The organism is Ulvibacterium sp., from assembly GCF_965248315.1.
Classification (GTDB): Bacteria; Bacteroidota; Bacteroidia; order Flavobacteriales; family Flavobacteriaceae; genus Ulvibacterium.
On record NZ_CBDFIX010000002.1, the window covers coordinates 1,038,979 to 1,062,310 of the forward strand.

19 protein-coding genes are annotated in these 23,332 nt (G+C 41.9%); 12 read left to right on the top strand and 7 right to left on the bottom strand.

What is annotated here, in order from left to right; all coding sequences use genetic code 11:
• Nucleotides 1–136: 136 nt before the first annotated feature.
• A complete protein-coding gene (locus ACP2AF_RS05965; protein WP_425235323.1) occupies nt 137–871 on the bottom strand; it encodes a LytR/AlgR family response regulator transcription factor in 735 nt (244 codons plus the stop codon).
• A 325-nt stretch (nt 872–1,196) separates the two neighbouring features.
• Between ACP2AF_RS05965 and ACP2AF_RS05970 the strand changes: the two genes are divergently transcribed.
• From ACP2AF_RS05970 to ACP2AF_RS05995, 6 genes are all read left to right on the top strand, one after another.
• Nucleotides 1,197–1,397, top strand: a complete 201-nt coding sequence (locus ACP2AF_RS05970; RefSeq protein WP_425235324.1) for a hypothetical protein — start codon at nt 1,197–1,199, stop codon at nt 1,395–1,397.
• 61 nt (nt 1,398–1,458) lie between these two features.
• A complete protein-coding gene (locus ACP2AF_RS05975; protein ID WP_425235325.1) occupies nt 1,459–1,866 on the top strand; it encodes a hypothetical protein in 408 nt (135 codons plus the stop codon).
• Nucleotides 1,867–2,833: 967 nt separating this feature from the next.
• On the top strand, nt 2,834–3,820 hold the full coding sequence (locus tag ACP2AF_RS05980) for a ribonucleotide-diphosphate reductase subunit beta (RefSeq protein ID WP_425235326.1): 987 nt from the start codon (nt 2,834–2,836) through the stop codon (nt 3,818–3,820).
• A 108-nt stretch (nt 3,821–3,928) separates the two neighbouring features.
• Nucleotides 3,929–6,418, top strand: a complete 2,490-nt coding sequence (locus ACP2AF_RS05985) for a ribonucleoside-diphosphate reductase subunit alpha (protein WP_425235327.1) — start codon at nt 3,929–3,931, stop codon at nt 6,416–6,418.
• 790 nt (nt 6,419–7,208) lie between these two features.
• Nucleotides 7,209–8,573, top strand: coding sequence for a TrpB-like pyridoxal phosphate-dependent enzyme (locus tag ACP2AF_RS05990; RefSeq protein WP_425235328.1), 1,365 nt, complete (start codon nt 7,209–7,211; stop codon nt 8,571–8,573).
• 18 nt (nt 8,574–8,591) lie between these two features.
• Entirely contained in the window at nt 8,592–9,908 is a 1,317-nt protein-coding gene (locus ACP2AF_RS05995; RefSeq protein WP_425235329.1) for an alpha-L-fucosidase, read from the top strand.
• An 8-nt stretch (nt 9,909–9,916) separates the two neighbouring features.
• Here the strand turns inward: ACP2AF_RS05995 and ACP2AF_RS06000 are convergent, their stop codons facing one another.
• From ACP2AF_RS06000 to ACP2AF_RS06010, 3 genes are read right to left on the bottom strand one after another with little or no spacing between them, the layout of a single operon-like run.
• A complete protein-coding gene (locus tag ACP2AF_RS06000) occupies nt 9,917–10,831 on the bottom strand; it encodes a hydroxypyruvate isomerase family protein (RefSeq protein WP_425235330.1) in 915 nt (304 codons plus the stop codon).
• 8 nt (nt 10,832–10,839) lie between these two features.
• A complete protein-coding gene (locus ACP2AF_RS06005) occupies nt 10,840–11,487 on the bottom strand; it encodes a gluconate 2-dehydrogenase subunit 3 family protein (RefSeq protein WP_425235331.1) in 648 nt (215 codons plus the stop codon).
• Nucleotides 11,487–13,199: a GMC oxidoreductase gene (locus ACP2AF_RS06010; protein WP_425235332.1), complete on the bottom strand. Its 1,713-nt coding sequence runs from the start codon at nt 13,197–13,199 to the stop codon at nt 11,487–11,489. The genes ACP2AF_RS06005 and ACP2AF_RS06010 overlap by 1 nt, the downstream gene beginning before the upstream one ends.
• Nucleotides 13,200–13,340: 141 nt before the next feature.
• Between ACP2AF_RS06010 and ACP2AF_RS06015 the strand changes: the two genes are divergently transcribed.
• The 4 genes from ACP2AF_RS06015 to ACP2AF_RS06030 are packed head-to-tail and all read left to right on the top strand — an operon-like array spanning nt 13,341 to nt 17,245.
• Entirely contained in the window at nt 13,341–14,342 is a 1,002-nt protein-coding gene (locus tag ACP2AF_RS06015; RefSeq protein ID WP_425235333.1) for a sugar phosphate isomerase/epimerase family protein, read from the top strand.
• A 19-nt stretch (nt 14,343–14,361) separates the two neighbouring features.
• Nucleotides 14,362–14,805 carry a DinB family protein gene (locus tag ACP2AF_RS06020; RefSeq protein ID WP_425235334.1) on the top strand — a complete coding sequence of 148 codons (444 nt, stop codon included), beginning with the start codon at nt 14,362–14,364 and terminating at the stop codon, nt 14,803–14,805.
• Between the two features lie 17 nt (nt 14,806–14,822).
• Nucleotides 14,823–16,049, top strand: a complete 1,227-nt coding sequence (locus ACP2AF_RS06025) for a nucleoside permease (RefSeq protein WP_425235335.1) — start codon at nt 14,823–14,825, stop codon at nt 16,047–16,049.
• A gap of 56 nt (nt 16,050–16,105) precedes the next feature.
• Complete coding sequence (locus tag ACP2AF_RS06030) at nt 16,106–17,245, top strand: Gfo/Idh/MocA family protein (RefSeq protein ID WP_425235336.1); 1,140 nt, start codon at nt 16,106–16,108, stop codon at nt 17,243–17,245.
• A 117-nt stretch (nt 17,246–17,362) separates the two neighbouring features.
• Here the strand turns inward: ACP2AF_RS06030 and ACP2AF_RS06035 are convergent, their stop codons facing one another.
• Genes ACP2AF_RS06035 through ACP2AF_RS06045 form a run of 3 tightly spaced genes read right to left on the bottom strand, consistent with a single transcriptional unit; the run spans nt 17,363 to nt 21,284 of the window.
• A complete protein-coding gene (locus tag ACP2AF_RS06035; protein ID WP_425235337.1) occupies nt 17,363–17,821 on the bottom strand; it encodes an ASCH domain-containing protein in 459 nt (152 codons plus the stop codon).
• Between the two features lie 43 nt (nt 17,822–17,864).
• Nucleotides 17,865–19,574 carry a GMC oxidoreductase gene (locus ACP2AF_RS06040; protein WP_425235338.1) on the bottom strand — a complete coding sequence of 570 codons (1,710 nt, stop codon included), beginning with the start codon at nt 19,572–19,574 and terminating at the stop codon, nt 17,865–17,867.
• 9 nt (nt 19,575–19,583) lie between these two features.
• Nucleotides 19,584–21,284 (bottom strand): GMC oxidoreductase, encoded by a 1,701-nt coding sequence (locus ACP2AF_RS06045; protein WP_425235339.1) that lies wholly within the window; start codon nt 21,282–21,284, stop codon nt 19,584–19,586.
• A gap of 160 nt (nt 21,285–21,444) precedes the next feature.
• Between ACP2AF_RS06045 and ACP2AF_RS06050 the strand changes: the two genes are divergently transcribed.
• Both ACP2AF_RS06050 and ACP2AF_RS06055 read left to right on the top strand, forming a co-directional pair.
• Nucleotides 21,445–22,497 carry a sugar phosphate isomerase/epimerase family protein gene (locus ACP2AF_RS06050; RefSeq protein WP_425235340.1) on the top strand — a complete coding sequence of 351 codons (1,053 nt, stop codon included), beginning with the start codon at nt 21,445–21,447 and terminating at the stop codon, nt 22,495–22,497.
• A gap of 19 nt (nt 22,498–22,516) precedes the next feature.
• Nucleotides 22,517–23,272 (top strand): 3-keto-disaccharide hydrolase, encoded by a 756-nt coding sequence (locus ACP2AF_RS06055; protein ID WP_425235341.1) that lies wholly within the window; start codon nt 22,517–22,519, stop codon nt 23,270–23,272.
• Nucleotides 23,273–23,332: the final 60 nt, after the last annotated feature.

Below are 23,332 nucleotides of genomic sequence, written 5' to 3' on the forward strand. Positions count from 1 at the left end.
CTTGCGGGAACGAACTGTGAAACACTACTATAGGAAACAAAAAATAGGAATAACAGCCAGCATATTTTTTGCCTGGCAGAGACCAAAAAAAAACCAAGAGGCGATAATTGTTTGATTCTGGACCGCATATAGTGACCTATAATTTGTCCAAAAAATCGGATTTCTTTTGTCTGGAAACAGGAATTTTATGGTTGGATTTTAGCACAACATAACCATCTGTTTTTAAGAACTCCTTTATTTTGTTTAGATTAATGATGTAAGAATTGTGTATCCGAAAAAAAGAATCGTCAGGGAGTAGTTCATTTACTTCCTTAAGTTTTTTGGTCAAGACTATCTTCTGCCCATCCACCAAGTAAATGGTACTGTAATTCCCATCGGATTCGGCATACAGTATTTCCTCACTTTCCAAGAACAACAACTTCCCATCTGTATTGAAGGTAATCTTCTTGTGAACCGGATTGGCGTTGAAATTAAGCAAAATATTTTCCAATTTTTCCGCTGTAAAACTCCTTGTATTATATTTTTTGATTTTTACGATGGTATCCTTAAGATCGTCCGTGTCTATCGGTTTTAAAAGATAGTCTATAGCCTCGTTCTTCAGGGCTTTTATGGCATATTGATTGTAAGCGGTGGTAATGACCACCGGAAAACTTTTGTTACCGAGCTTTTGAATAAATTGAAACCCATCCATAGTGGGCATCTCTATATCCAAGAATAGACAGTCCGGGGTGTTTTTTCCCAGATAGGTCAAGGCTTCGGACGGATCGGTAAAGGAGGCCAAAACTTTTATCTCATCGCTAAAATTGGTAAGCTCCCAGGAAAGACTTTGGAGAGCTTTGGCTTCATCATCCACTATTACGGCTTCCAACATAACTTTTAAAGGTAATTAAATCAAATATAAAAATACAGGTCAATTTAAAGTAAAAAGATGTACTAATGGGGGCAAATTAAGTGTAGCTGGCCCAAAAAGAAACAAGGATGGTAGATTTTTAGCCATTTTGGAATACCCTTTAAATGCACCGTATTTAATATGTAAAACAACCAAGGTTACCATTCATACAGAATATTTTACCGTTCATACAGAATAGTTTTTTGAATGTGGCACCATGTTATACTTTAGATTCATTAAAATTCAGATTTGTTTAAGTTCTCCCCACTAGATGTAAAAATCGAACAATAGAACCAAAAACAGAGTTATGAAAAAATGCATGTTGATGTTCATCCTTTTGGTGCTTACAATTGTCATAGCCACAATGTCGGAGAAAAAGGATGAGAAGATATTGAGTTATAGTCTTGCCAATCCAGAAGTTACCTTGAGTAATTCAGCTTTAAGCCAGGAAGGCCAAGTTATAAGAACTTCTTATAAGGAGGAGCCGTCCAGCAAAACTCAGAAATAATTTAGTGGTAACCGCGCCTCAATTCATTATTAAAATAGCCAAAGTAGGCTTACTTGCGTTATTGCCATTATTTCTAATCTCCAATTATCGGTTAGAAGTGCCCCTAGGGAATCCAGATGAATTGGGGAATAAGTATATCCTGGAGGCTACAGGTGCTGTAAATACTGTTTTTGAAGGCAAGGTTAGGTTTGAGACTTTAATTGAGGAGGAAAACAACGGAATTCCCACTCCTACTTTGGTTCTTAAATTAGAAAATGTTGAGGAAGGCCATCAACAAGCTGTGGAATTTTTAATTTCTCAGCAGGACTGCCCCAATGAACTACCCGTTGGAACCTATAAGGTGGCCAAAAATATCGACGGATTCATGGATAGTTTTGATGGAATCTTTGGATATGCAAACTTGAAAGCCCTCGGGGTAACTTCCCTTTTTTACCAAACAAGGCACAATAACAGTTTCTGGGCTACATGATGATTTTTTCCAAGGCTCTCTGGAGATTATCATGTATAACACCGATGGCCAGGAGATTACCATTTCAGGAAACTTTGTGGGAAGTCGACCGTGAAAAAGTAAAGCATACGATCAGCATCAAATTTGTCAATGATCCGCATAGGGCACAAGTGTAAAATGTTTTACTCTTGCAATATATTTTTTAACAAAGGTGTAGTTGAATTGAAATTTCTTATTTTTACGGTAATCTAATGTTATTTTGGCCTACATTTAATTTCAAATTATATTTATTTTTTGGCCCCCTCTTACCGTAATTGAATTCATTTATGTACAATGTTCTATTTTAATAAATAGCATTAGGTCAAATGTATTTTCTTAAGGATATGGGATGTATTCTATGAAAACGAAAAAATTATGAAGAACTAAATAGCACTGCCAATCCAGTATGTACGGCTCTAATGAATCGTTGCGTAACGGATACCGAACCAACTCGTTGGTTTTGCTCGATTATAGGTTTCGGGGGAACTACCTGAATCAGCATCCTTTGCGACGAACATCAGTTAATGATGTAATTAGATGACCGTACGGTTTGGCGGTATTAGTAAATGCTTTTTTATAGTAGGAAAATCTAAGTTCTTATAGCGTTCCGGTTTGAAACATAAAAAAGTGAAAAGGAAAGCCGATGGAACAAGAAGGCTTTCTTAAAAACTTCCAAGGACACATTGTCCAATAGACCGAAAAGTATGTTTTTTTGATACTTTTCGGTCTATTTATTTTGTTTAACACCGATAAAATAAAATACCAAATTTTTAATTTCTGATAAGGGCAATGTTCATCACTTGCGAGGATGGATTTCAACAACCTGTGTTAAAAACTTTGAACCGGTTTTGATAAAACAGCCTTTACAATTTGATAACATTTTTGAATCTTTGTTACTCCCCCCGAAAGGTAATTTTATCTTCAAATAACTTAAAAAGCTTAACAAATTATGTCGACAGCCGAAGAGCCCATTTTACAGGAAAACAAGGATAGATTTGTGATATTCCCTATTGAGCATCATGATTTGTGGGAATGGTACAAAAAATGCGAAGCCTGTTTTTGGACTGCCGAAGAGATTGATTTACATCAGGATTTATCTGATTGGAACAATAAGTTAAGTGAAGATGAACGTTACTTCATAAAGCATATTTTAGCCTTTTTTGCCGCATCCGATGGAATTGTAAATGAGAATTTGGCCGAGAATTTTGTGAATGAAGTCCAATATTCCGAAGCCAAGTTCTTTTACGGGTTCCAGATTATGATGGAGAATATTCACTCCGAGACCTATTCACTTTTAATAGACACCTACGTAAAGGACGAAAAAGAAAAAAACATCCTTTTTCAAGCCATTGAAAACTTTCCAGCCATTAAGAAAAAGGCAGATTGGGCTCTTAAATGGATTGATTCCCCCAGCTTTGCCGAGCGATTGATCGCTTTTGCCGCCGTAGAGGGAATTTTCTTTTCCGGGGCTTTTTGTTCCATATTTTGGTTGAAGAAAAGGGGGTTGATGCCCGGATTGACTTTTTCCAATGAGCTGATTTCCAGGGACGAAGGGATGCATTGTGACTATGCCGTTCATTTGCATAACCATCACTTGGTTAACAAGGTGCCCAAAGAAAGGATTACACAGATTCTAACAAATGCCCTGGATATAGAGCGTGAGTTTATTACTGAATCCTTGCCAGTAAGCCTAATAGGCATGAACGCAAAACTAATGACCCAATACTTGGAATTTGTAACCGATAGGTTGTTGGTGGAACTTCAATGTGAAAAAGTATATAATTCTACCAATCCATTTGATTTTATGGATATGATCTCACTCCAAGGGAAGACCAATTTCTTCGAAAAAAGGGTATCAGAATACCAAAAGGCTGGTGTCCTCAACAAAGAAAAGGATGAGGATTCTCAGAAAATCAGTTTTGACGCCGATTTTTAAATATTCAATTATTAGGATTTCTAGGTTTGCTCGGATAAGCTTATAGCTACGGGACCCTAGAAAGCCCAACACAATTTACCAACACATCACTAAAACAACGTAAAGAAAATGTATGTAGTAAAAAGGGACGGAAGAAAAGAGCCGATGATGTTCGATAAGATCACGGCAAGGGTCAGAAAACTATGTTATGGCCTCAACGAATTGGTAGACCCCATAAAAGTGGCCATGCGCGTAATAGAAGGACTTTATGATGGCGTTACCACCTCGGAGCTGGACAATTTAGCTGCAGAGCAAGCCGCTACAATGACCACAACACACCCGGATTATGCGAAATTGGCCGCTCGTATTTCCGTTTCCAATTTACATAAGAATACCAAAAAATCCTTCTCCGAAACCATGAAGGATTTGTACGAATACATAAATCCTAGAACGGGTAAAAAAGCCCCACTTCTTTCCGATGAGGTCTACAAGGTGATTTCCGAAAATTCCGAAAAACTGGATTCTACCATTATATACAATCGAGATTTTGGGTATGACTACTTTGGGTTTAAGACCTTGGAGCGGTCCTATCTCCTAAAACTTAACGGCAAGATAGCCGAAAGACCCCAGCATATGTTAATGCGCGTTGCTGTTGGAATTCATCTGAACGATTTGGAATCCGCCTTGGAGACATATGAGTTGATGTCAAAAAAATACTTTACTCACGCAACACCTACACTCTTCAATTCCGGAACGCCCAAGCCACAGATGTCTTCTTGCTTTCTTTTGGCGATGAAGGATGATAGCATTGACGGTATTTATGACACCTTAAAGCAAACTGCTAAAATCTCGCAATCCGCTGGAGGTATTGGACTCTCTATCCATAATGTTCGAGCCACGGGATCTTATATAGCCGGCACCAATGGTACTTCCAATGGCATTGTTCCTATGTTGCGCGTATTTAATGATACGGCCCGCTACGTTGATCAAGGAGGGGGGAAACGAAAAGGAAGTTTTGCTATTTATGTAGAGCCCTGGCATGCAGATATTTTTGACTTCTTGGAATTAAAGAAGAACCACGGAAAAGAAGAAATGCGTGCCCGTGACCTGTTCTATGCCATGTGGATTCCGGATTTGTTCATGAAACGTGTGGAAGCCAATGAGGATTGGACCTTAATGTGTCCTAATGAATGTCCGGGACTATTTTCAAATCATAGTGAGGAATTTGAGAAATTATATTTAAAATATGAGGCCGAGGATAAAGGGCGGAAAACGGTAAAGGCTAGGGATTTATGGGAAAAAATATTGGAATCCCAAATTGAAACGGGAACGCCTTACATGCTATATAAGGATGCGGCCAATCGCAAAAGCAATCAGAAGAACTTGGGTACCATCCGATCTTCCAATCTTTGTACCGAGATATTGGAGTATACTTCCCCGGACGAAGTGGCAGTTTGTAACTTGGCCTCTATTGCTCTTCCCATGTTTATTAAAGGAGGAAAATTTGATCATAAAGAATTATTCAGGGTTACAAAGCGGGTTACAAAGAATCTTAATAGGGTTATAGATAGAAATTATTACCCGGTTAAGGAAGCGGAAAATTCCAATATGCGCCATAGACCCATTGGTCTGGGCGTTCAAGGACTGGCAGATACCTTTATTACCTTGCGCCTGCCTTTTACTAGTGATGAGGCCAAGGAATTGAACCATGATATTTTTGAAACTTTGTATTATGCTGCCGTTACCGCTTCCATGGAAGAGGCTAAGGAAGATGGGGCCTACTCTTCCTTTAAAGGTTCTCCAATTTCAGAAGGCAAATTTCAGCACAATCTTTGGGGCATCAAAGATGAAGAACTTTCCGGTCGGTGGGATTGGGGCAAATTGCGCAAACAGGTCATGAAACATGGTGTTCGTAACTCCCTACTGGTTGCCCCTATGCCTACAGCCTCTACCTCACAGATACTTGGCAACAACGAATGTTTTGAACCTTATACCTCGAATATATATACCCGAAGGGTATTGTCGGGGGAGTTTATCGTAGTGAACAAACATCTCTTGGAAGACTTGGTAAAACTGGGGATTTGGAACGAAAACCTAAAACAGGAGTTGATGCGTGCCAATGGTTCTATCCAACACATTGATATAATTCCGGAGGAAATCAAGGAATTGTATAAAACCGTTTGGGAGCTCAGTATGAAGGATATTATAGATATGAGCCGTCAACGCGGGTATTTCATTGACCAAAGTCAATCACTGAATTTATTCATGGAAAATGCCAATTATTCCAAATTGACCTCTATGCATTTTTATGCGTGGAAAAGTGGATTAAAAACAGGGATGTACTATTTGAGAACCAAGGCAGCTGTAGATGCCATTAAGTTCACTTTGGACAATACAAAGAAAAAGGAAATACCCGTGAGCGTAGCTGCTGAAGCCGAAGTAGCCGCGGCCATGCCTCCGGCCCCTGAAGAGGCAAAAGAGATTGAGGTTAAACCAACCCCAATAGTTCAACAACAAGAATCGGATATACAGCCTATGACGGCAGAAGAAATGAAGGAAATGATTGCACGGGCCAAGGAAGGTCAGGCAGATGATGATTGCCTTATGTGTGGATCATAATTTGTGTTGAAATGCCTTATCATTTCGATAAGGATTCGGCATTGTGATAGTGTTTATTGATTAAAAAGCCTTGGTATTATATATTCCAAGGCTTTTTCAATTCTTTTAAAAGGGGTTCAATGGAATATAGGGGCATACAGGATGCTCAAGAAAAAAATCAAAAAATGTGAAGAGTGGTCATCGGACCAGTCTATTTTTTAAAATACGGCTTCAAGGCTATAGAAAACATATAGGCCGCAAGATAAATCATTAAGATAACAAGATAGTTGTCCATGCCCCAAGAAAAGATTTACTTTAATATGTACGCAAGAAAAACGAAAAAAGATTACATTAATTTTACAAACGGAGTGAAAAATTTGTTAAATCTCTTTTAAAGCCACAAGGGAATTAACTACATTCAGAATTGAGCAAGAGAATCCGTATTAGAGCTGCACGGGAAGTTTCGATAAGTAGAATTGAAGTGTTGGACTTTGTTTACAGGATAACAATAAGATCTAAGATTCTAGCTTTTTCTTAAGATAAAAAAGATAGAAAGCCTTTGAGATCAAGAGCAAAAGCACATAAACGCCAAGAAGGTAGATATAGGGGGACATACTATTTTAACGTAAATGTAAACCAAAACTTACGTCACCTGTGTGTAGTTTATCGAAAACTCAAATTTTTTCGATAAAATGCATTTATTTCGGGGGTGCTATCAGTATCAAAGTAGACTCATTATAGTTCAACAAAAAGATTTTTATTAAAACCTTTCGCTATATTTAAAACATTAGTCCAACTAAATAAAAAAGCTATGGGACAACGAAAATTTATGCTTGAAGAAAATGAGATTCCGGAAAACTGGTACAATATAGTTGCCGATATGCCCAATAAACCATTGCCTCCCCTACATCCAGGAACGTTGGAACCCATTGGCCCCGAGGCTTTGGCCCCACTGTTTCCCATGGCCCTTATTGAGCAGGAGGTGAGTATGGAAAAATGGATTTCCATACCCGATGAGGTACGGAATATCTATGGCTTATGGAGGCCTACTCCTTTATACAGGGCCTACGGCTTGGAAAAGGCATTGGATACCCCCGCAAAAATCTATTATAAATATGAAGGGGTAAGTCCGTCCGGGTCACATAAACCCAATACAGCTGTTGCACAAGCCTATTATAATAAGAAAGAAGGGGTTAAAAGAATTACTACCGAGACGGGTGCCGGGCAATGGGGTAGCGCGTTGAGTTTCGCGTGCCAACATTTTAACATCGATTGTGAAGTCTATATGGTAAAGCTCTCCTATAATCACAAGCCTTATCGAAAATCTATGATGAACACCTGGGGGGCAAAAGTTTATGCTTCTCCCACTGATTTGACCGAGGCGGGCAAGAAGATTTTGACCCAAGACCCTAATAGCCCAGGTTCTTTGGGAATAGCAATCTCCGAAGCTGTGGAAGCGGCTATGCGCGATGATCAAACTAAATACGCTCTGGGAAGTGTACTCAACCATGTTAAGCTCCACCAAACCGTAATTGGGCAGGAGGCCGTAAAACAAATGGAAAAAGCCGGGGATATGCCAGATATCGTAATTGCACCATTCGGTGGTGGCTCCAATTTTGCCGGTATCGCTTTTCCATTTCTGCGACTAAATTTTGAAGAAGGGAAAAACATCCGCTGCATATCCAGCGAGCCTACATCATGTCCAAAATTAACGCGCGGGGTGTTCAAATATGATTTTGGCGATACCGGAGGTATGACACCTCTTTTGCCTATGTATACTCTGGGACATGATTTTGTGCCAGCACCCATACACGCAGGAGGACTCCGTTATCATGGAGCAGGGGTTATTGTAAGCCAATTGTTAAAGGATAAATTGATCGAGGCCGTGGCCCATGATAATTTGGAGGTTTTTGATGCCGGAGTACTTTTCGCAAAAGCCGAAGGTATAATCCCGGCCCCGGAAGCTACACATGGCATCGCTACGGTAATCGCCGAAGCCAATAGGTGCAAGGAGGAGGGCATCTCAAGAACCATTCTCTTCAACCTTTGTGGACATGGCAATTTTGACATGAAGGCCTATGATGATTATTTTGAAGGAAAAATAGTGAAACATGAATTGACCCAGGAGCAAATCAATGCTTCCTTGGCCAAATTGAACACTCCCGAAATACCTTAAAAGACTATGTCTAAGACAATGAAAAACTCAGTTTTCGCAACAGTTTTTTTAATTATGACCTGTATGGGTTTTGCCCAGGAGGTTTATGAACCAACAAAAGAAAATTTAGAAAATCGACAATGGTTTCAAGATGCTAAATTCGGTCTTTTTGTGCACTGGGGCGTTTATAGCGTTATGGGAGGTGGTGGAAATCCGGGTGTAGCAGAATGGTTCATGGAGCAAAAAAAGATTCCCATTACCAAGTATGAAAAATTGCCCAGCTTTTTTAATCCTATAAATTTTGACGCTGCGGAATGGGTACGGATGGTTAAGGATTCTGGCATGAAATACATTACCATAACCAGTAAGCATCATGATGGTTTTGCCATGTATGATTCCGATATTTCGGATTATAACATTGTGGATGCCACACCCTATGGTAAAGATGTACTTAAAATGCTGGCCGAAGAATGTAGAAAACAAGGGATAAAGCTTTTCTTTTACTATTCACAGTTAGATTGGCACCATCTAGATTATTACCCTCATGGAAGAACCGGCCAAGGTTATACGGGCCGTCCGGAAAGCGGCAACTGGAACAAATACATAGAATATATGAATGCCCAATTGAGGGAGTTGTTGACCAACTATGGCGAAATTGGGGGAATATGGTTTGATGGTATGTGGGACAAAAAAGATGCGGATTGGCAACATGTAGAAACCTATAAAATGATTCATGAACTTCAACCAGGAGCTCTAATTGGTAGTAATCATCATGTGAACCCATATCCAGGGGAGGACTTTCAAATGTTTGAACAAGATCTTCCGGGAGAGAATACAGCAGGATTTAATAAAGGGCCTATAAGTCAGCTTCCACTGGAAATGTGTTTGACCATCAACGGATCCTGGGGATTTAACCTTCTGGACGATAATCACAAGTCACCTAAGGAATTGGTTCATATGCTGGTTAAGTCGGCCGGGAGAGACGCTAACTTGTTGTTGAACGTTGGACCTATGCCCAATGGGGAAATACAATCTGAACATAAAGCATCGCTTAAGGCCATGGGTGAATGGATGGCCAAAAACGGAGAAACCATTTACGGAACGCGAAAGGGAATTGTAGCTCCTGAGGATTGGGGCGTTAGCACCCAAAAGGGAAAAACCCTTTATATCCATGTGCTGGATTGGGATAAGGAGGTCTTACTTATTAACCCATTTAAGGAAAAAGTTAAATCAGTAAGGTTCTATAAGGACAAAACCAAGGTTAACCATCGTTTGGATAAGTATGGTCTTCTGCTAGAAATCCCAGAGAACAGAAAGGACGATGTCGATACAATTATAGAGGTAACCCTAAAATAGCCATAAGGCTATAAAAAACTATCCACCTGTTTATAGGCATCAATAACGGCCTGCTCACCACCTTTTCCCTGTTTGGAGTTTCCATGTTCCATGCCCAAAACGCCGTCGAAACCTTTCTCATGAATCCACTTAAAGACATTCTTGTAGTTGATTTCACCTGTGGTGGGCTCTTTTCGTCCTGGATTGTCACCAATCTGAATATAGGCGATTTCATCCCAAGTGAGTTCCATATTATGGATGAGGTGGCCTTCATTTTTCTGCATATGATAGATATCGTACAATATTTTGCATGACGGACTATCTACCCCTTTACAAACCAAATAGGTCTGCTCTGAAGTTCTCAAGTACAGATCTGGGGAATCGGATAGCGGTTCAAGTACCATAACCAATCCATGGGGCTCAAAAATCTCCGCTCCTCGGCGCAGGGCCTCAATAACGTTTGCATTCTGCACACCGATAGGAAGGTTTCTTTCAAATCCACCGGGAACAACGGTCATCCATTTGGCATTTACACGTTTGGCCACTTCTACAGCTCTTTTACAGCCATCCAAGAATATGTCCAGATATTCTTGCTTACCCGCAGCAAGCGTATTGGCCATATTACCACCTTTATCCACCACGAAGACGCCCATGGTCATATTGCGTTTGGCAAGAGTTTCTCCCATTTTGGTCTGTAAGGCAACGTCTCGCTTCATCATGCCATTGTCCTCAAAGGCAGTGAATCCTTGATCCGCCATAAAATTGATTTGATCTATGGGGTCTTCGCCTGCAAGCTCCTTGAACATGCCTAAATGTGGGGCGTACTTTAGGTTAAATTTATGGGGAGCCTTCAGTTTGTAATCTTTGGCGTATACCATTGCCCCACTCATAGAAATTGCACCACTGCCCAATGCGGTTTTCTGTATAAAACTTCGTCTTTTCATGAACTTATTTATATGGACCAAGCCTTGCCCCCAGTCAATTCCTGAACATCACCACAGCCAATATATTCCCCGGGAACTGGTAGGTACTCCAAAACCTGTTCCCCTACATATTCCGAGGTTTTATAACCCCAAATAGTCATATCCCTTAGATTTTTGGCAAATGCAAAACGAGAAATACTGTCATCCAGACTTGCGTCCTTTCCTTCTGCCATGGCTTCATTGTATTGTTGAATAGCCTCAAAGTTTTTGATTTCATCATCTTTGGTCACCTTTAGGGCTTCTGCAAGAACAGGTTCCAAGTCTTCGGAAGTTAGCTCTCCTGCTTTTTCCTTTCCAGAATCTTGGAAAGCCTTATCAAGAAAACGGCCCATGGACATTTTTGCAAAATCCTGTTCTTCCTTTTCCGCGACCTGGTCCACAAAACGATCAATAAAAATATGTACTTGGACTTCGGATGCCGATGGCGTATCCGTTTTTGGAAGAATAATGTCGACTAATTTGGTCAATGCAACTCCTTCATCCTTGGAAAAGAAATCTGGGGTCCATTCCAAGGCCGTTTCATTTTTACAGCTCTGCATTAAGCTGATCAGTGTAGGGGTAGCAACGGAATAACCCATGGCGAGCCCCATATTTTTAAGTGCTTTTCTTCTATCCATTATATATTTCCATTTTTAAGTTCTTTTGCTGCATGATCGGCCGCTCGGGCCGTGAAGGCCATATAGGTCAAGGATGGGTTTACACAACTTGCCGAGGTCATAAAAGCGCCATCCGTTACATAAACATTGGGTACCTCATGGACCTGATTATTTCCATTGAGTACCGAGGTTTTTGGGTTCCTTCCCATACGGGCGGTTCCCATTTCATGAATACCAAGACCTAAAGCACCTGGGCTATCAAAAGGTTCCACATCACGTAGACCGGCTTTTTCCAACATTTCCACTGCGGAAGCTTTCATATCCTTGCGCATTTCATATTCATTCTCCTGCAATTCTGCATCAAAGGTTAATGTCGGTAGACCCCATTGATCCTTTTTATCATAATCCAGGGTAAATCTATTATCTTCATAAGGCAATACCTCCCCGAAACCACCCATGCCGAAGGTCCATCCCCCGGGTTTTAGAATGGCATCCTTCATTGCCTTTCCATAACCGAGCTCGGCAATGCTATCGTCCCAATTGCCCCTACTGGCTCCGCCCTGATATCCGAAACCTCTTTTGTATTCCTTGCGATTGGAGTCTCCTCCAAGATTTCTAAAGCGTGGAATATATATACCATTCGGTTTTCTTCCTTTATAGTACTTGTCATCAAAACCATCAAACTTACCTTGGGCACCTACCCTTAGATGATGATCCATGATGTTACGGCCCAATTGATCGGAGTCATTGCCCAAACCGTTGGGAAATCTATCCGACTTGGATTGCATCAATATGGAAGTCGATGCCATCGCGGAAGCACAAAGGAAGATAACTTTGGCCTTGAATTCATAACTCTCTTTTGTGGTACGGTCAATGACCTTTACTCCTGTGGCCCTTTTGGTATCCGGGTCATACAGTATTTCATGAACAATAGAATCCGGTCGTAACGTCATATTTCCTGTGCGTTCCGCAGCGGGTAGGGTAGAGGAAAGGCTACTAAAATACCCGCCGAAAGGACATCCTCTGATACAACGATTCCTAAATTGGCATTTCGTACGCCCATCAAACGTCTTATCCCCAGTAATATGTGCAACACGGCCTGCGGTAACAACCCGACCATCAAAATTTTCGGCAACTTTTTCCCGAACATGTTGTTCTACACAATTCAGTTCCATCATGGGTAGAAACTGCCCATCTGGTAATTGTGGAAGCTCAAGAAGTTCCCCGCTCACCCCGATGTAGGATTCAACCTTGTCATACCAAGGTGCAATATCTTTATATCGTACCGGCCAATCTACCCCAACTCCCTCGCGTTTGTTCGCCTCAAAATCAATATCGCTCCAACGATAACTATGACGGCCCCATTGCAGGGATCGTCCCCCTAAATGATACCCTCGCATCCAATCAAAACGTTTGGTTTCATTATAAGGGTGCTCCAAGTCGTTTACGAACCACATACGGCTGGCCGCCCTTGTAGTATATCCCGTCCTAGCTTGTTTAAGTTGTTGTGCTTTTTGTTCTGAGGTGGGCTGGCCACCATTGGGAAAATCCCAGGCATCTAAATTAGCGGTCTCATAGTCTTGAATATGCTTCACCATTCTACCCCGTTCCAGAACTAATGTTTTTAATCCTTTTTCACACAATTCTTTTGCGGCCCAGCCACCGCTGATACCAGTTCCGACAACGATAGCGTCATACGACGCTTGTTCGTCGTTGTAATAAAATTTGCTCATGTACCTGATTGTTTATGCCCTAAATGTATTAAATATAAAATTAATTTTCTACATTTAAACGCCATACTCCTTGTAGTATGGTCTACTATATCGTTTTAGAAAATCAGCAGCGATTCATTAGCAAACAACTAACCCTATATCATGAGAAGAAGACATTTTATACAAAATGGCTCCCGAGCGGGCCTAGCACTATCCCTTTTAGGACTACACGCCTGTAAGGAAGAAAAGAAAAAGGATTCCAAGGAAACAGAAGAAAATGCAATGATCGAAGAAACAGAACCTTTCTTTAAACTATCCTTGGCCCAATGGTCCATCCATAAAATGATTCGGGAAGACGGAGTAGATCCCTACACTTTTGCTGAAAAAGCCAAAAAATGGGGCTTTACCGGGATTGAATATGTAAATCAGCTTTATAATAAGGAATTGGAAGCGGCCAATTACTCCGATGAGGCTATGGCCAATTTTGTTGAAAAGTGTAATGCGGAAGCGAAAAAACACGGGGTAGAAAATGTACTGATAATGGTAGATGGAGAAGGTTACATGGCTGTTCCGGATGCCGATGAGCGCAAGCAGACCGTAAAAAACCATTACAAATGGGTGGATGCCGCGGCGGCCATGGGATGCCATGCCATACGGGTAAACCTTTATGGAGAGGAAGATCCAAAGGCCTGGAAAGAGGCCTCTGTGGATTCCCTAACGCAGTTATCAACCTATGCAAAGGCTAAAAATATAAATGTAATCGTAGAGAACCATGGCGGACTTTCTTCCAACGGTGCCATGGTAGCGGATGTTATGGAAACCGTAAACATGGATAATTGTGGTACGCTACCGGATTTTGGTAATTTTTGTATCCGAAGAAACGATCCGGACGATTATAGGAAGGGCTGTGCCGAAATGTATGATATTTATCAAGGGGTAACCGAATTGATGGAGCATGCCAAGGCGGTGAGCGCCAAATCCCACGAATTTGATGCCAATGGAAATGAAACCCAAATAGATTATACAAAAATGCTTCAAATTGTAAAGGATGCCGGTTATACAGGTTATATTGGTGTGGAGTATGAAGGAAGCGAACTCAGTGAGGAGGAAGGTATTTTGGCTACTAGGGAATTGATGCTGAATGCTGCCAAGAAGTTGAGCTGATACCAAAGCGATACAGTTTATGAAAGTGTTTTTTAACCAGCTTTTTGATTACAATTTCTATTGCAACAAAAAACTTATTGAGCGATGTAGTGCCATGGATACCGTCCCCGAAAAAAGCATTACACTCTTTAGTCATATCCTCAATGCCCATCATATTTGGAATGCCAGAATTCTAGGAAAACCTCCAGAATATAAGGTATGGCAACCACAAGATATTAAAGATTGGGGCGATATACATTACGAGAATCAAAGGAGCTCTTTCGAGATTACCACCAATTCGGATGATTTTGAAAAACGGATCGATTATGAGAATACGGAGGGGCGTCTGTTTGCCAATACCCTACAGGATATTCTGTTTCATATAATTAATCATTCCTCTCACCATCGGGGTCAGATAAGCATGGATTTTAAGGACAACAATTTGGAGCCATTACCCATGGATTATATTCATTACAAACGTTAACGGAAAATATAGGCCTTATGAAAGTAGGAGTTCGTTTGCAACTGTCCTTAATGATGTTTTTGGAGTTTTTTGTCTGGGGCAGTTGGTATGTTACCATGGGGATTTATCTACCCAATACCTTAGGCTCGGATGGTGCCGAAATAGCCATGGCATATTCCACCCAATCTTGGGGCGCTATTCTAGCCCCATTTATTATTGGCCTTATTGCCGATCGTTTTTTTAATGCGGAGCGTATTTTGGGCGTGTTACATCTTTTAGGGGCCGTATTAATGTACCTCTTGTACCAGACCACGGACTTTACCTTGTTCTTTCCATACCTTTTGGCCTATATGATTTTATATATGTCCAGCTTGGCCCTGGTGAACTCTGTATCCTTTAACCAAATGAAGAATCCTGCGAAGGAATTTGCCCAAGTTCGTGTTTTTGGAACCATTGGATGGATTGCAGCCGGACTTCTTATCAGCTATTTAAATTGGGACTCCCAGGATGGCATATCGGAGGGTATCTTAAGAAACACTTTTCTAATGGCCGCAATTTCATCGGCACTACTTGGGGTCTTTTGCTTCACCCTTCCGAAAACACCTCCGAGAATGGACAAAGAGAAGAAAGTAAGTATTTCGGATATTCTGGGATTGGAGGCATTGGGACTTTTAAAAGATCGGAATTTTTTGATTTTCTTTATGGCATCTGTCCTTATTTGTATTCCACTGGCTTTCTATTATCAGCATGCCGGACAGTTTTTGGGGGAGATCGGGGTGGCCAATCCCGCGGGAAAGATGACCATCGGCCAGATTTCAGAAATTCTTTTTATGCTTTTACTTCCTTTCTTTTTCAAAAAGTACGGATTTAAAAAGACCATGTTGGTGGCTATGTTGGCCTGGGCCTTGCGCTATGTACTATTCGCCTACGGTAACCCGGGAGAGCTAGCATTTTTGTTATTGTTGGGGATTGCCCTGCACGGGATCTGTTACGATTTTTTCTTTGTTTCCGGACAGATCTATACCGATAGCAAGGCCGGAACCCATATTAAAAGTGCCGCCCAGGGATTGATTACCTTGGCCACCTACGGCATTGGGATGCTCATTGGTTTTTGGATCGCAGGTAAAATCACCGATACCTACGTCTCCATGGAGGGCGCGCATGCTTGGGAAATTATTTGGTTGTATCCGGCGGCATTTGCCCTTTTGGTATTTTTTCTGTTTTTCATTTTCTTCAAGAATGAAAAAATCACCTATAAAACTTAGATATTTTCTATATATTAATCACATAAAATCAACACCTATTTTTAAAGTATACCATTATGCCAAAGAAGATTAGATTAGGAATTTTAGGAGGGGGCGGGGATTCTCTCATAGGAGTTTTGCACCGGGTCGCTTCCCATATCAATGATAACTATGAAATAGTGGGAGCGGTTTTCAATCCGATTTACGAGGAGAACATAGGTTTCGCCAAGGAAATAGATGTTCCTACCGACCGCATTTATAAGGATTTTGACGCCTTTATCGAAGGGGAAATGAAGTTGCCCGAAGAAGAGCGTATTCAGGTCTGCTCAGTTCAAACCCCTAATTTCCTGCATTTTCCCATGGCCAAAAAATTGCTGGACAATGGGTTTCATGTCATCTGTGAAAAGCCGATGACCACTACCTTGGAGGAAGCAAAAATACTTCAGGAAGCTCATGCAAAAGCGGGAACGGTATTCGCCCTAACGCATACCTATACCGGCTATCCTATGGTGCGTCAAATGCGCGAAATGATAAAATCAGGAGCTTTGGGAAAAATCCATAAAGTAGATGCCCGGTATTATCAAGGTTGGATAAATACCATTATACATGATAAGGAGAAGCGATCATCCGTGTGGCGACTGGATCCTGAAAAAGCGGGGATCAGTTCCTGTATGGGAGATATTGGGGTTCATGCCTTTAATTTGGTTGAATATACCACGGGACTCCAAGTAAAGTCCCTATTGTGCGATTTCAACTATTTATACGAAGACAATAAGATGGATGTGGATGGCACTGTTCTTGTCCGAATGGGCGATCACGTTAAAGGAGTTATCCGGGGAAGCCAAGTGGCCACCGGAGAGGAAAACGGACTGGCCATAGCCATTTATGGCGAAAAGGCTGCATTCCGTTGGGAGCAGGAAAAACCTAATTTCCTCTATAAAATGAGTGACACCGAACCTACGCAAGTCTACAAACCTGGGCATGCCTACAACTCCGAATTATCCCTAAACGGCACAAAACTACCGCCAGGTCACCCCGAAGGCATATTCGATTCCATGGCCAACATCTATTTGGGGGCCGCTAGGGCCATACGAGGAGAGCAATATAATGATGGAGAATTCCCAACTATGTTGGATGGTGTTCGCGGCATGAATTTCATCGAAGCTACTGTGGAATCCCATAAAGGAGGTAATGTCTGGGTGGATATGGAGAACTGATCTCTGCAAAAACATTATCGGCAAGACTACGGAAAGGATAAGGCCCTAAAAGTTTTTAACTTTTAGGGCCTTATTTTAAAATATTGACTGGCACCTAAAATTTAAGGCAATCATTCATTAAAAGACCTTCTCAAATTCTTGGCATACAATGATCATACTGTCCCTTGGGACACGCCCAAAGGGTTCCAACTCCCGGGTGTAATAATCCCAATGTACACGTTTCCAGTACTCAAGCGATTTATCACCTTCCCCTTCCAATTGGGCATATTCCTGGTCAATACTAAAATAGGGCTTAAATGAGACTTTGGTAAGCCTTACTATGCATTGCGCTTTGCCCTCCCAATCGGTTACTACTATAAAATCCCCAATCTTTGGCAAGGTTTCTTTTCGATATTGAAGTCCCAACAAAGAATCGGAAGTAGCCCTTTTAGCACCCTTTTTTACCAATTCTGCACATTCATTGGCATCCGTTTCGTTATCGCAAAAATGAATAACATTAGGGGCATCTACAAAAGCAAATTCCAGATGGGCGTCCAAAAAATCGCCCCACATATTTCTAGCGGAAGCGTTATCCATTAATAACTGTTTTGTTCAAGCAAAATACGTGCATAATTTTTATCTATAAAATAGTTTTCTTTTTCAGTTGCTCGGCAGCATGATTGGCCGCCCTTGCCGTAAACGCCATATAGGTTAAGGAAGGGTTTACACAACTGGAAGAAGTCATAAACGCTCCATCTGTAACATATACATTTTTAACGGCATGTATCTGATTATTCTTGTTCACTACTGATGTTTTTGGGTCATGTCCCATTCTTGCGCCTCCCATTTCATGAATGGCCGATCCCGGCCCCGAAGTTGTATCATACCCCTTTACATCCACAAATCCGGCTTTTTCAAAAATGGCAATGGCCTCGTTCATCATATCCTTCCGCATCTCCAACTCATTAGTTTTCAATTCTACATCAAAATCCAATAAAGGTAATCCCCACTGGTCTTTTTTAACGGAACTTAACGTTACCTTATTGTCGTCATAGGGCAAAAACTCTCCAAAAGCGGTCATCCCAATTTGCCATTGTCCCGGTTTAAGGATGGCTTCCTTCAACCCATCCCCATAAACCGTCTCGGCAATTAAGTTGGACCAATTATTTCTACTTGCCCCTCCTTGGTAACCAAATCCACGCAGATAGTTTTTCCGCTCTGTATTCCCGCCAAGATTGGTGAATCTAGGAATATAAAAGCCATTAGGCCTGCGTCCTTTGTAATACTTGTCTAGATGGCCATTGACAGTGGCACTGGCGCCCACCTTAAAATGGTGGTCCATAATATTGGTTCCCAGTTTTCCGGAATCATTGCCCATTCCATTGGGAAAACGATCGGATTTGGATTTTAATAGAATACCCACCGAGGACATGGCCGAAGCACATAGAAAAATAACCCTTGCCTTAAACTCCAATTTTTCATGGGTTTCTGTATCAATGACACGAACTCCAACGGCTTTATTTGCCGTTTCATCGTAAATGATTTCATGGACTATGGAATTAGGGCGAAGTATCATATTCCCGGTCCGCTCCGCGGCCGGAAGCGTAGAAGAGTTGCTGCTAAAATATCCACCAAAGGGACAACCTCGTTTACATCTGTTTCGATATTGGCAGGGCCCTCTATTGGCAAAGTCGGTTGTATTTTTTGTGATATGCGCAACACGGCCGATAGTTAATAAACGGCCATCGTCAAAATTCTTGGACATATTGGCCTGTAGCTCCTTTTCTACACAGTTGAGTTGCATGGGAGGATGAAATTTACCGTCCGGTAATTGGGCAAGCCCCAAATTTTCACCACTTACACCAATATACTCTTCTACAGTATCATACCATGGGGCAATGTCCTTATAACGCACCGGCCAATCCACACCATAACCATCCTTTTTATTGGCTTCAAAATCAATATCGCACCAGCGGTAGCTTTGCCGTCCCCAAGTAAGTGAGCGGCCCCCTACTTGATAGCCCCGGATCCAATCAAAACGTTTGGTCTCTTCATAAGGGTGGTCCAAGGCATTGACAAAAAAGTGCATAGCCTCCCGCCGTCTATTTACACCGCCCCTTGGCAACAATGAAAAGGTTTTCTTTTCCTCTCGCGTTAGTTCGCCCCTGAATTTATAATCCCAAGGATCATCGTTCATGGTGGGATAGTCGGTTACATGTTTTACCATTCTCCCCCGCTCCAGTACCAAGGTCTTTAAACCATTCTCGCAGAGTTCTTTGGCTGCCCATCCACCACTTATTCCCGTTCCTACTACAATGGCGTCATATGTTATGTTTGGGTTTGCCAACATGTACTAAATTTATGAAAACTTTCCGGCCTTGAATTGTTTTGCCGCATGATTGGCGGCTCTTACAGTAAAGGCCATATAGGTCAAGGAAGGATTTACACAACTTGAGGAGCTCATGAACGCCCCATCGGTCACATAAACATTGGGCACTGTATGGACTTGATTGTTTTTATTGGTAACAGAGGTATTGGGATTATGCCCCATTCGGGCACCGCCCATTTCATGGATACCTAAACCTGGGCCGGTTGATTCGTCATAGGGCTGAACATCCTTAAAACCTGCCTTGGCAAACATATCCATTACTTCACGTATAATGTCCTCCCGCATTTTGTATTCATTTTCCTTGAATTCCACATCAAAATCAAGCTGAGGCAATCCCCATTGATCCTTTTCCGTTGTACTTAGGGTCACCTTGTTATCGTCATAGGGAAGAAATTCCCCAAAACCGGTTACTCCAATTTGCCAATTTCCGGGTTTTAGTACAGAATCCTTCAAACTTTTTCCATAGCCCATCTCCCTAATGGAAGCCGACCAATCCTCCCTACTGGCACTACCTTGATATCCGAAACCTCTTAAGTAACCACGCTTCGTCTTTTCGTCCAGGTTCACCCAGCGCGGAATATAAAACCCATTGGGCCGTCTACCTTTGTAATATTTATCCAAATAACCATCTATTTTGGCGGTGGCACCTAGTTTATAATGATGGTCCATAATATTCTTGCCCAACATCCCAGAATCGTTGCCCATTCCATCGGGAAAGCGATCGGACTTGGATTTTAGTAAGATTCCCACCGAGGCCATTGCAGAGGCACAGAGAAAAATAACCTTCGCCTTGAACTCTAATTTTTCATGGGTTTCCGTATCGATAACTCGAACACCTGTAGCTTTTTTGGAGGTCTCATCGTATATCACTTCATGAACAATGGAATTAGGTCTTAGCGTCATATTTCCTGTCCGCTCAGCTGCCGGAAGTGTCGAGGAGTTACTGCTAAAATATCCGCCGAAAGGACAACCGCGCCAGCATCTGTTCCTATATTGGCAGGGATTCCGCCCTTCAACCTGGGCCTGTTTATCCGTAATATGGGCCACTCGACCGATAGTCAATAAACGGCCATCATCATATTTTTCGGCCATTGTTTTTTTTAGATCGTCCTCACCGCATATTAAATCCATGGGTGGTTGAAACTTACCATCTGGTAATTGTTTCAATCCCAAGTTTTCCCCACTTACGCCTATGTATTCCTCGACCTTATCGTACCATGGGGCAATGTCCCTATAGCGTACTGGCCAATCCACACCATGTCCATCTTTTTTATTGGCCTCAAAATCAATGTCACTCCAGCGATAGCTTTGGCGCCCCCATGTTAGGGATCGGCCGCCCACGTGATAACCTCTGATCCAGTCAAAGCGTTTGGTCTCTACATATGGATGTTCCAAATCGTTAACAAAGAAGTGTTTTACATCGTCCTTGGGGGCCCAATTGACCCGGAGTTGTTTGGGATATTTTTTCCTATCCTCTGCAGAAAGTTCATTTTTATAAGGAAAGTCCCATAGGTCCATGTTCATTGTGGGATAGTCCTTAATATGTTCTACCATTCTTCCGCGTTCCAGTACTAAGGTCTTCAATCCTTTCTCGCAGAGTTCCTTGGCTGCCCAGCCTCCACTAATGCCGGTACCTACCACTATGGCATCATACACTTCTTCTTGATTCATCTTGGATTTCTTATTTTAATTCTGATGGTTTTCCTATATTTATGATTTCCCGAAGTAAAGCAGAACCTAGAGGAAATTTAGAGAACTAAATATAGGATTTATTCTAACACTTCCGTAAAATATTAAAATCATAATCAAATTAATATAGAATACTGTACTGATGAAGACAATTAAAGGACCTGCCGTTTTTTTGGCACAATTTGTAGATAGCAAGGCACCTTTTAACTCGCTGGATGGCATGTGCCAATGGGCGGCCGATCTGGGTTACAAAGGAATTCAAATTCCTACTTGGGAAAGCTTTTTGATCGATTTGGACAAAGCTGCGGAAAGTCAAACGTATTGCGACGAACTCAAGGGGAAAGTAAACTCCTATGGATTGGAAATTACCGAACTCTCCACGCATCTGCAAGGTCAACTGGTAGCGGTACATCCCGCATTTGATATCATGTTTGATGGTTTTGCGCCGGACAGTGTAAGGAATAATCCCAAGGCCCGCACGGAGTGGGCGGTTGATGTGGTTAAAAAAGCAGGTACGGCGAGCAGAAGGTTGGGCATTACGGCACATGCCACTTTTTCCGGATCCCTTTTATGGCATACCTCATATCCCTGGCCGCAGCGGCCTCCTGGTCTTGTGGAGATGGGCTTTGAGGAATTGGCCAAACGGTGGAAGCCCATTCTAGATCATTTTGATGAGGAAGGGGTTGATGTCTGTTATGAAATACACCCTGGCGAGGATTTGCATGATGGGGATACCTTTGAGCGTTTTTTGAAAGCGACTGGAAATCACAAAAGAGTCAATCTACTTTATGACCCCAGCCATTTTGTGCTTCAGCAACTGGATTATATAGCCTATATCGACTTCTATCATGAGTTTATAAAGTCCTTTCATGTAAAGGATTCCGAATTTAATCCTACCGGGAAAAAGGGCGTCTATGGCGGATATAATGATTGGGAAAATCGTGCTGGTCGTTTTCGTTCCTTGGGCGATGGTCAGATCGATTTCAAAACAATTTTCTCCAAACTAACGCAATACGGTTGTGACGTTTGGGCCGTAATGGAGTGGGAATGTTGTATTAAGAGTCCTGAACAGGGCGCCAGGGAGGGAGCCGTCTTTATCCAAGACCATATTATTGAAGCAACCCAAAGAACTTTTGATGATTTCGCAGGAGGCGAAACGGACAAGGAAGTGCTTAAAAACATACTCGGAATCTAAAAACCGTAAAACTTAAATTATGAAACAGCTCTTATGTATTGTACTTATAACCCTATCCGCTTTGGGCTGCAAGGAAAAAGCGAAAACACCTGCGGAAGATGCCGCAGAGGCCATTTCGGAAGCTGATGTTACAACCTCTGAGAACGAGGAATGGATCGTTCTTTTTGATGGCACTTCTTTTGATGGTTGGAAAGAATATCTAAAGGAAGACATTTCCGAACACTGGAAATTAGAGGATGGGGCTATGGTCTTTTACCCTCCCAAAGATCGAAAAAAGGGTGAGAGCTATAACCTGGTGACCGAAAAGGAATTCGCCGATTTTGAGCTTTCCTTGGAATGGAGGATTGCCGAGGGAGGTAATAGCGGTATCTTTTGGGGCGTTGCCGAAATGCCTTCACTCAAACAACCCTATCAAACCGGACCTGAAATACAGGTACTCGATAATGAGAAACATCCAGATGGCAAAAATGGCACGAGCCATCAAGCAGGGGCATTGTACGATATGGTATCCCCAACTAAGGATGTTACCAAGCCGGTTGGAGAGTGGAATACCTGTGTGTTAACCATAAACCATGAAACGAATCAAGGAAGTGTTATGTTAAACGGGGAGAAGGTTGTTGAATTTCCTGTTAACGATCCGGAATGGAGTACTATGGTTGCCGATTCAAAATTTGCGGATTGGGAGCACTTCGGAAAACATACCACTGGTAAAATTGGACTTCAAGATCATGGGGACGGAGTGGCGTTCCGTAATATAAAAATCAAGGAGCTATAGTGCAGAACTACTAGTGCCATAATGAGTTGCAAATATGGCCATTTGCTGGACGTATCTGTA

Excerpts from the sequence above, each read along its gene's own strand:
- ACP2AF_RS05970 (WP_425235324.1), top strand. The coding sequence starts at position 1,197 with ATGAAAAAATGCATGTTGATGTTCATCCTTTTGGTGCTTACAATTGTC.
- ACP2AF_RS06010 (WP_425235332.1), bottom strand. The coding sequence starts at position 13,199 with ATGAGCAAATTTTATTACAACGACGAACAAGCGTCGTATGACGCTATC.
- ACP2AF_RS06035 (WP_425235337.1), bottom strand. The coding sequence starts at position 17,821 with ATGGATAACGCTTCCGCTAGAAATATGTGGGGCGATTTTTTGGACGCC.
- ACP2AF_RS06050 (WP_425235340.1), top strand. The coding sequence starts at position 21,445 with ATGAAGACAATTAAAGGACCTGCCGTTTTTTTGGCACAATTTGTAGAT.
- ACP2AF_RS06020 (WP_425235334.1), top strand. The coding sequence starts at position 14,362 with ATGAAAGTGTTTTTTAACCAGCTTTTTGATTACAATTTCTATTGCAAC.
- ACP2AF_RS06005 (WP_425235331.1), bottom strand. The coding sequence starts at position 11,487 with ATGGATAGAAGAAAAGCACTTAAAAATATGGGGCTCGCCATGGGTTAT.
- ACP2AF_RS06045 (WP_425235339.1), bottom strand. The coding sequence starts at position 21,284 with ATGAATCAAGAAGAAGTGTATGATGCCATAGTGGTAGGTACCGGCATT.
- ACP2AF_RS06040 (WP_425235338.1), bottom strand. The coding sequence starts at position 19,574 with ATGTTGGCAAACCCAAACATAACATATGACGCCATTGTAGTAGGAACG.
- ACP2AF_RS05990 (WP_425235328.1), top strand. The coding sequence starts at position 7,209 with ATGGGACAACGAAAATTTATGCTTGAAGAAAATGAGATTCCGGAAAAC.
- ACP2AF_RS05985 (WP_425235327.1), top strand. The coding sequence starts at position 3,929 with ATGTATGTAGTAAAAAGGGACGGAAGAAAAGAGCCGATGATGTTCGAT.
- ACP2AF_RS06015 (WP_425235333.1), top strand. The coding sequence starts at position 13,341 with ATGAGAAGAAGACATTTTATACAAAATGGCTCCCGAGCGGGCCTAGCA.
- ACP2AF_RS06055 (WP_425235341.1), top strand. The coding sequence starts at position 22,517 with ATGAAACAGCTCTTATGTATTGTACTTATAACCCTATCCGCTTTGGGC.
- ACP2AF_RS05995 (WP_425235329.1), top strand. The coding sequence starts at position 8,592 with ATGAAAAACTCAGTTTTCGCAACAGTTTTTTTAATTATGACCTGTATG.
- ACP2AF_RS05965 (WP_425235323.1), bottom strand. The coding sequence starts at position 871 with ATGTTGGAAGCCGTAATAGTGGATGATGAAGCCAAAGCTCTCCAAAGT.
- ACP2AF_RS06025 (WP_425235335.1), top strand. The coding sequence starts at position 14,823 with ATGAAAGTAGGAGTTCGTTTGCAACTGTCCTTAATGATGTTTTTGGAG.
- ACP2AF_RS05980 (WP_425235326.1), top strand. The coding sequence starts at position 2,834 with ATGTCGACAGCCGAAGAGCCCATTTTACAGGAAAACAAGGATAGATTT.
- ACP2AF_RS06030 (WP_425235336.1), top strand. The coding sequence starts at position 16,106 with ATGCCAAAGAAGATTAGATTAGGAATTTTAGGAGGGGGCGGGGATTCT.
- ACP2AF_RS06000 (WP_425235330.1), bottom strand. The coding sequence starts at position 10,831 with ATGAAAAGACGAAGTTTTATACAGAAAACCGCATTGGGCAGTGGTGCA.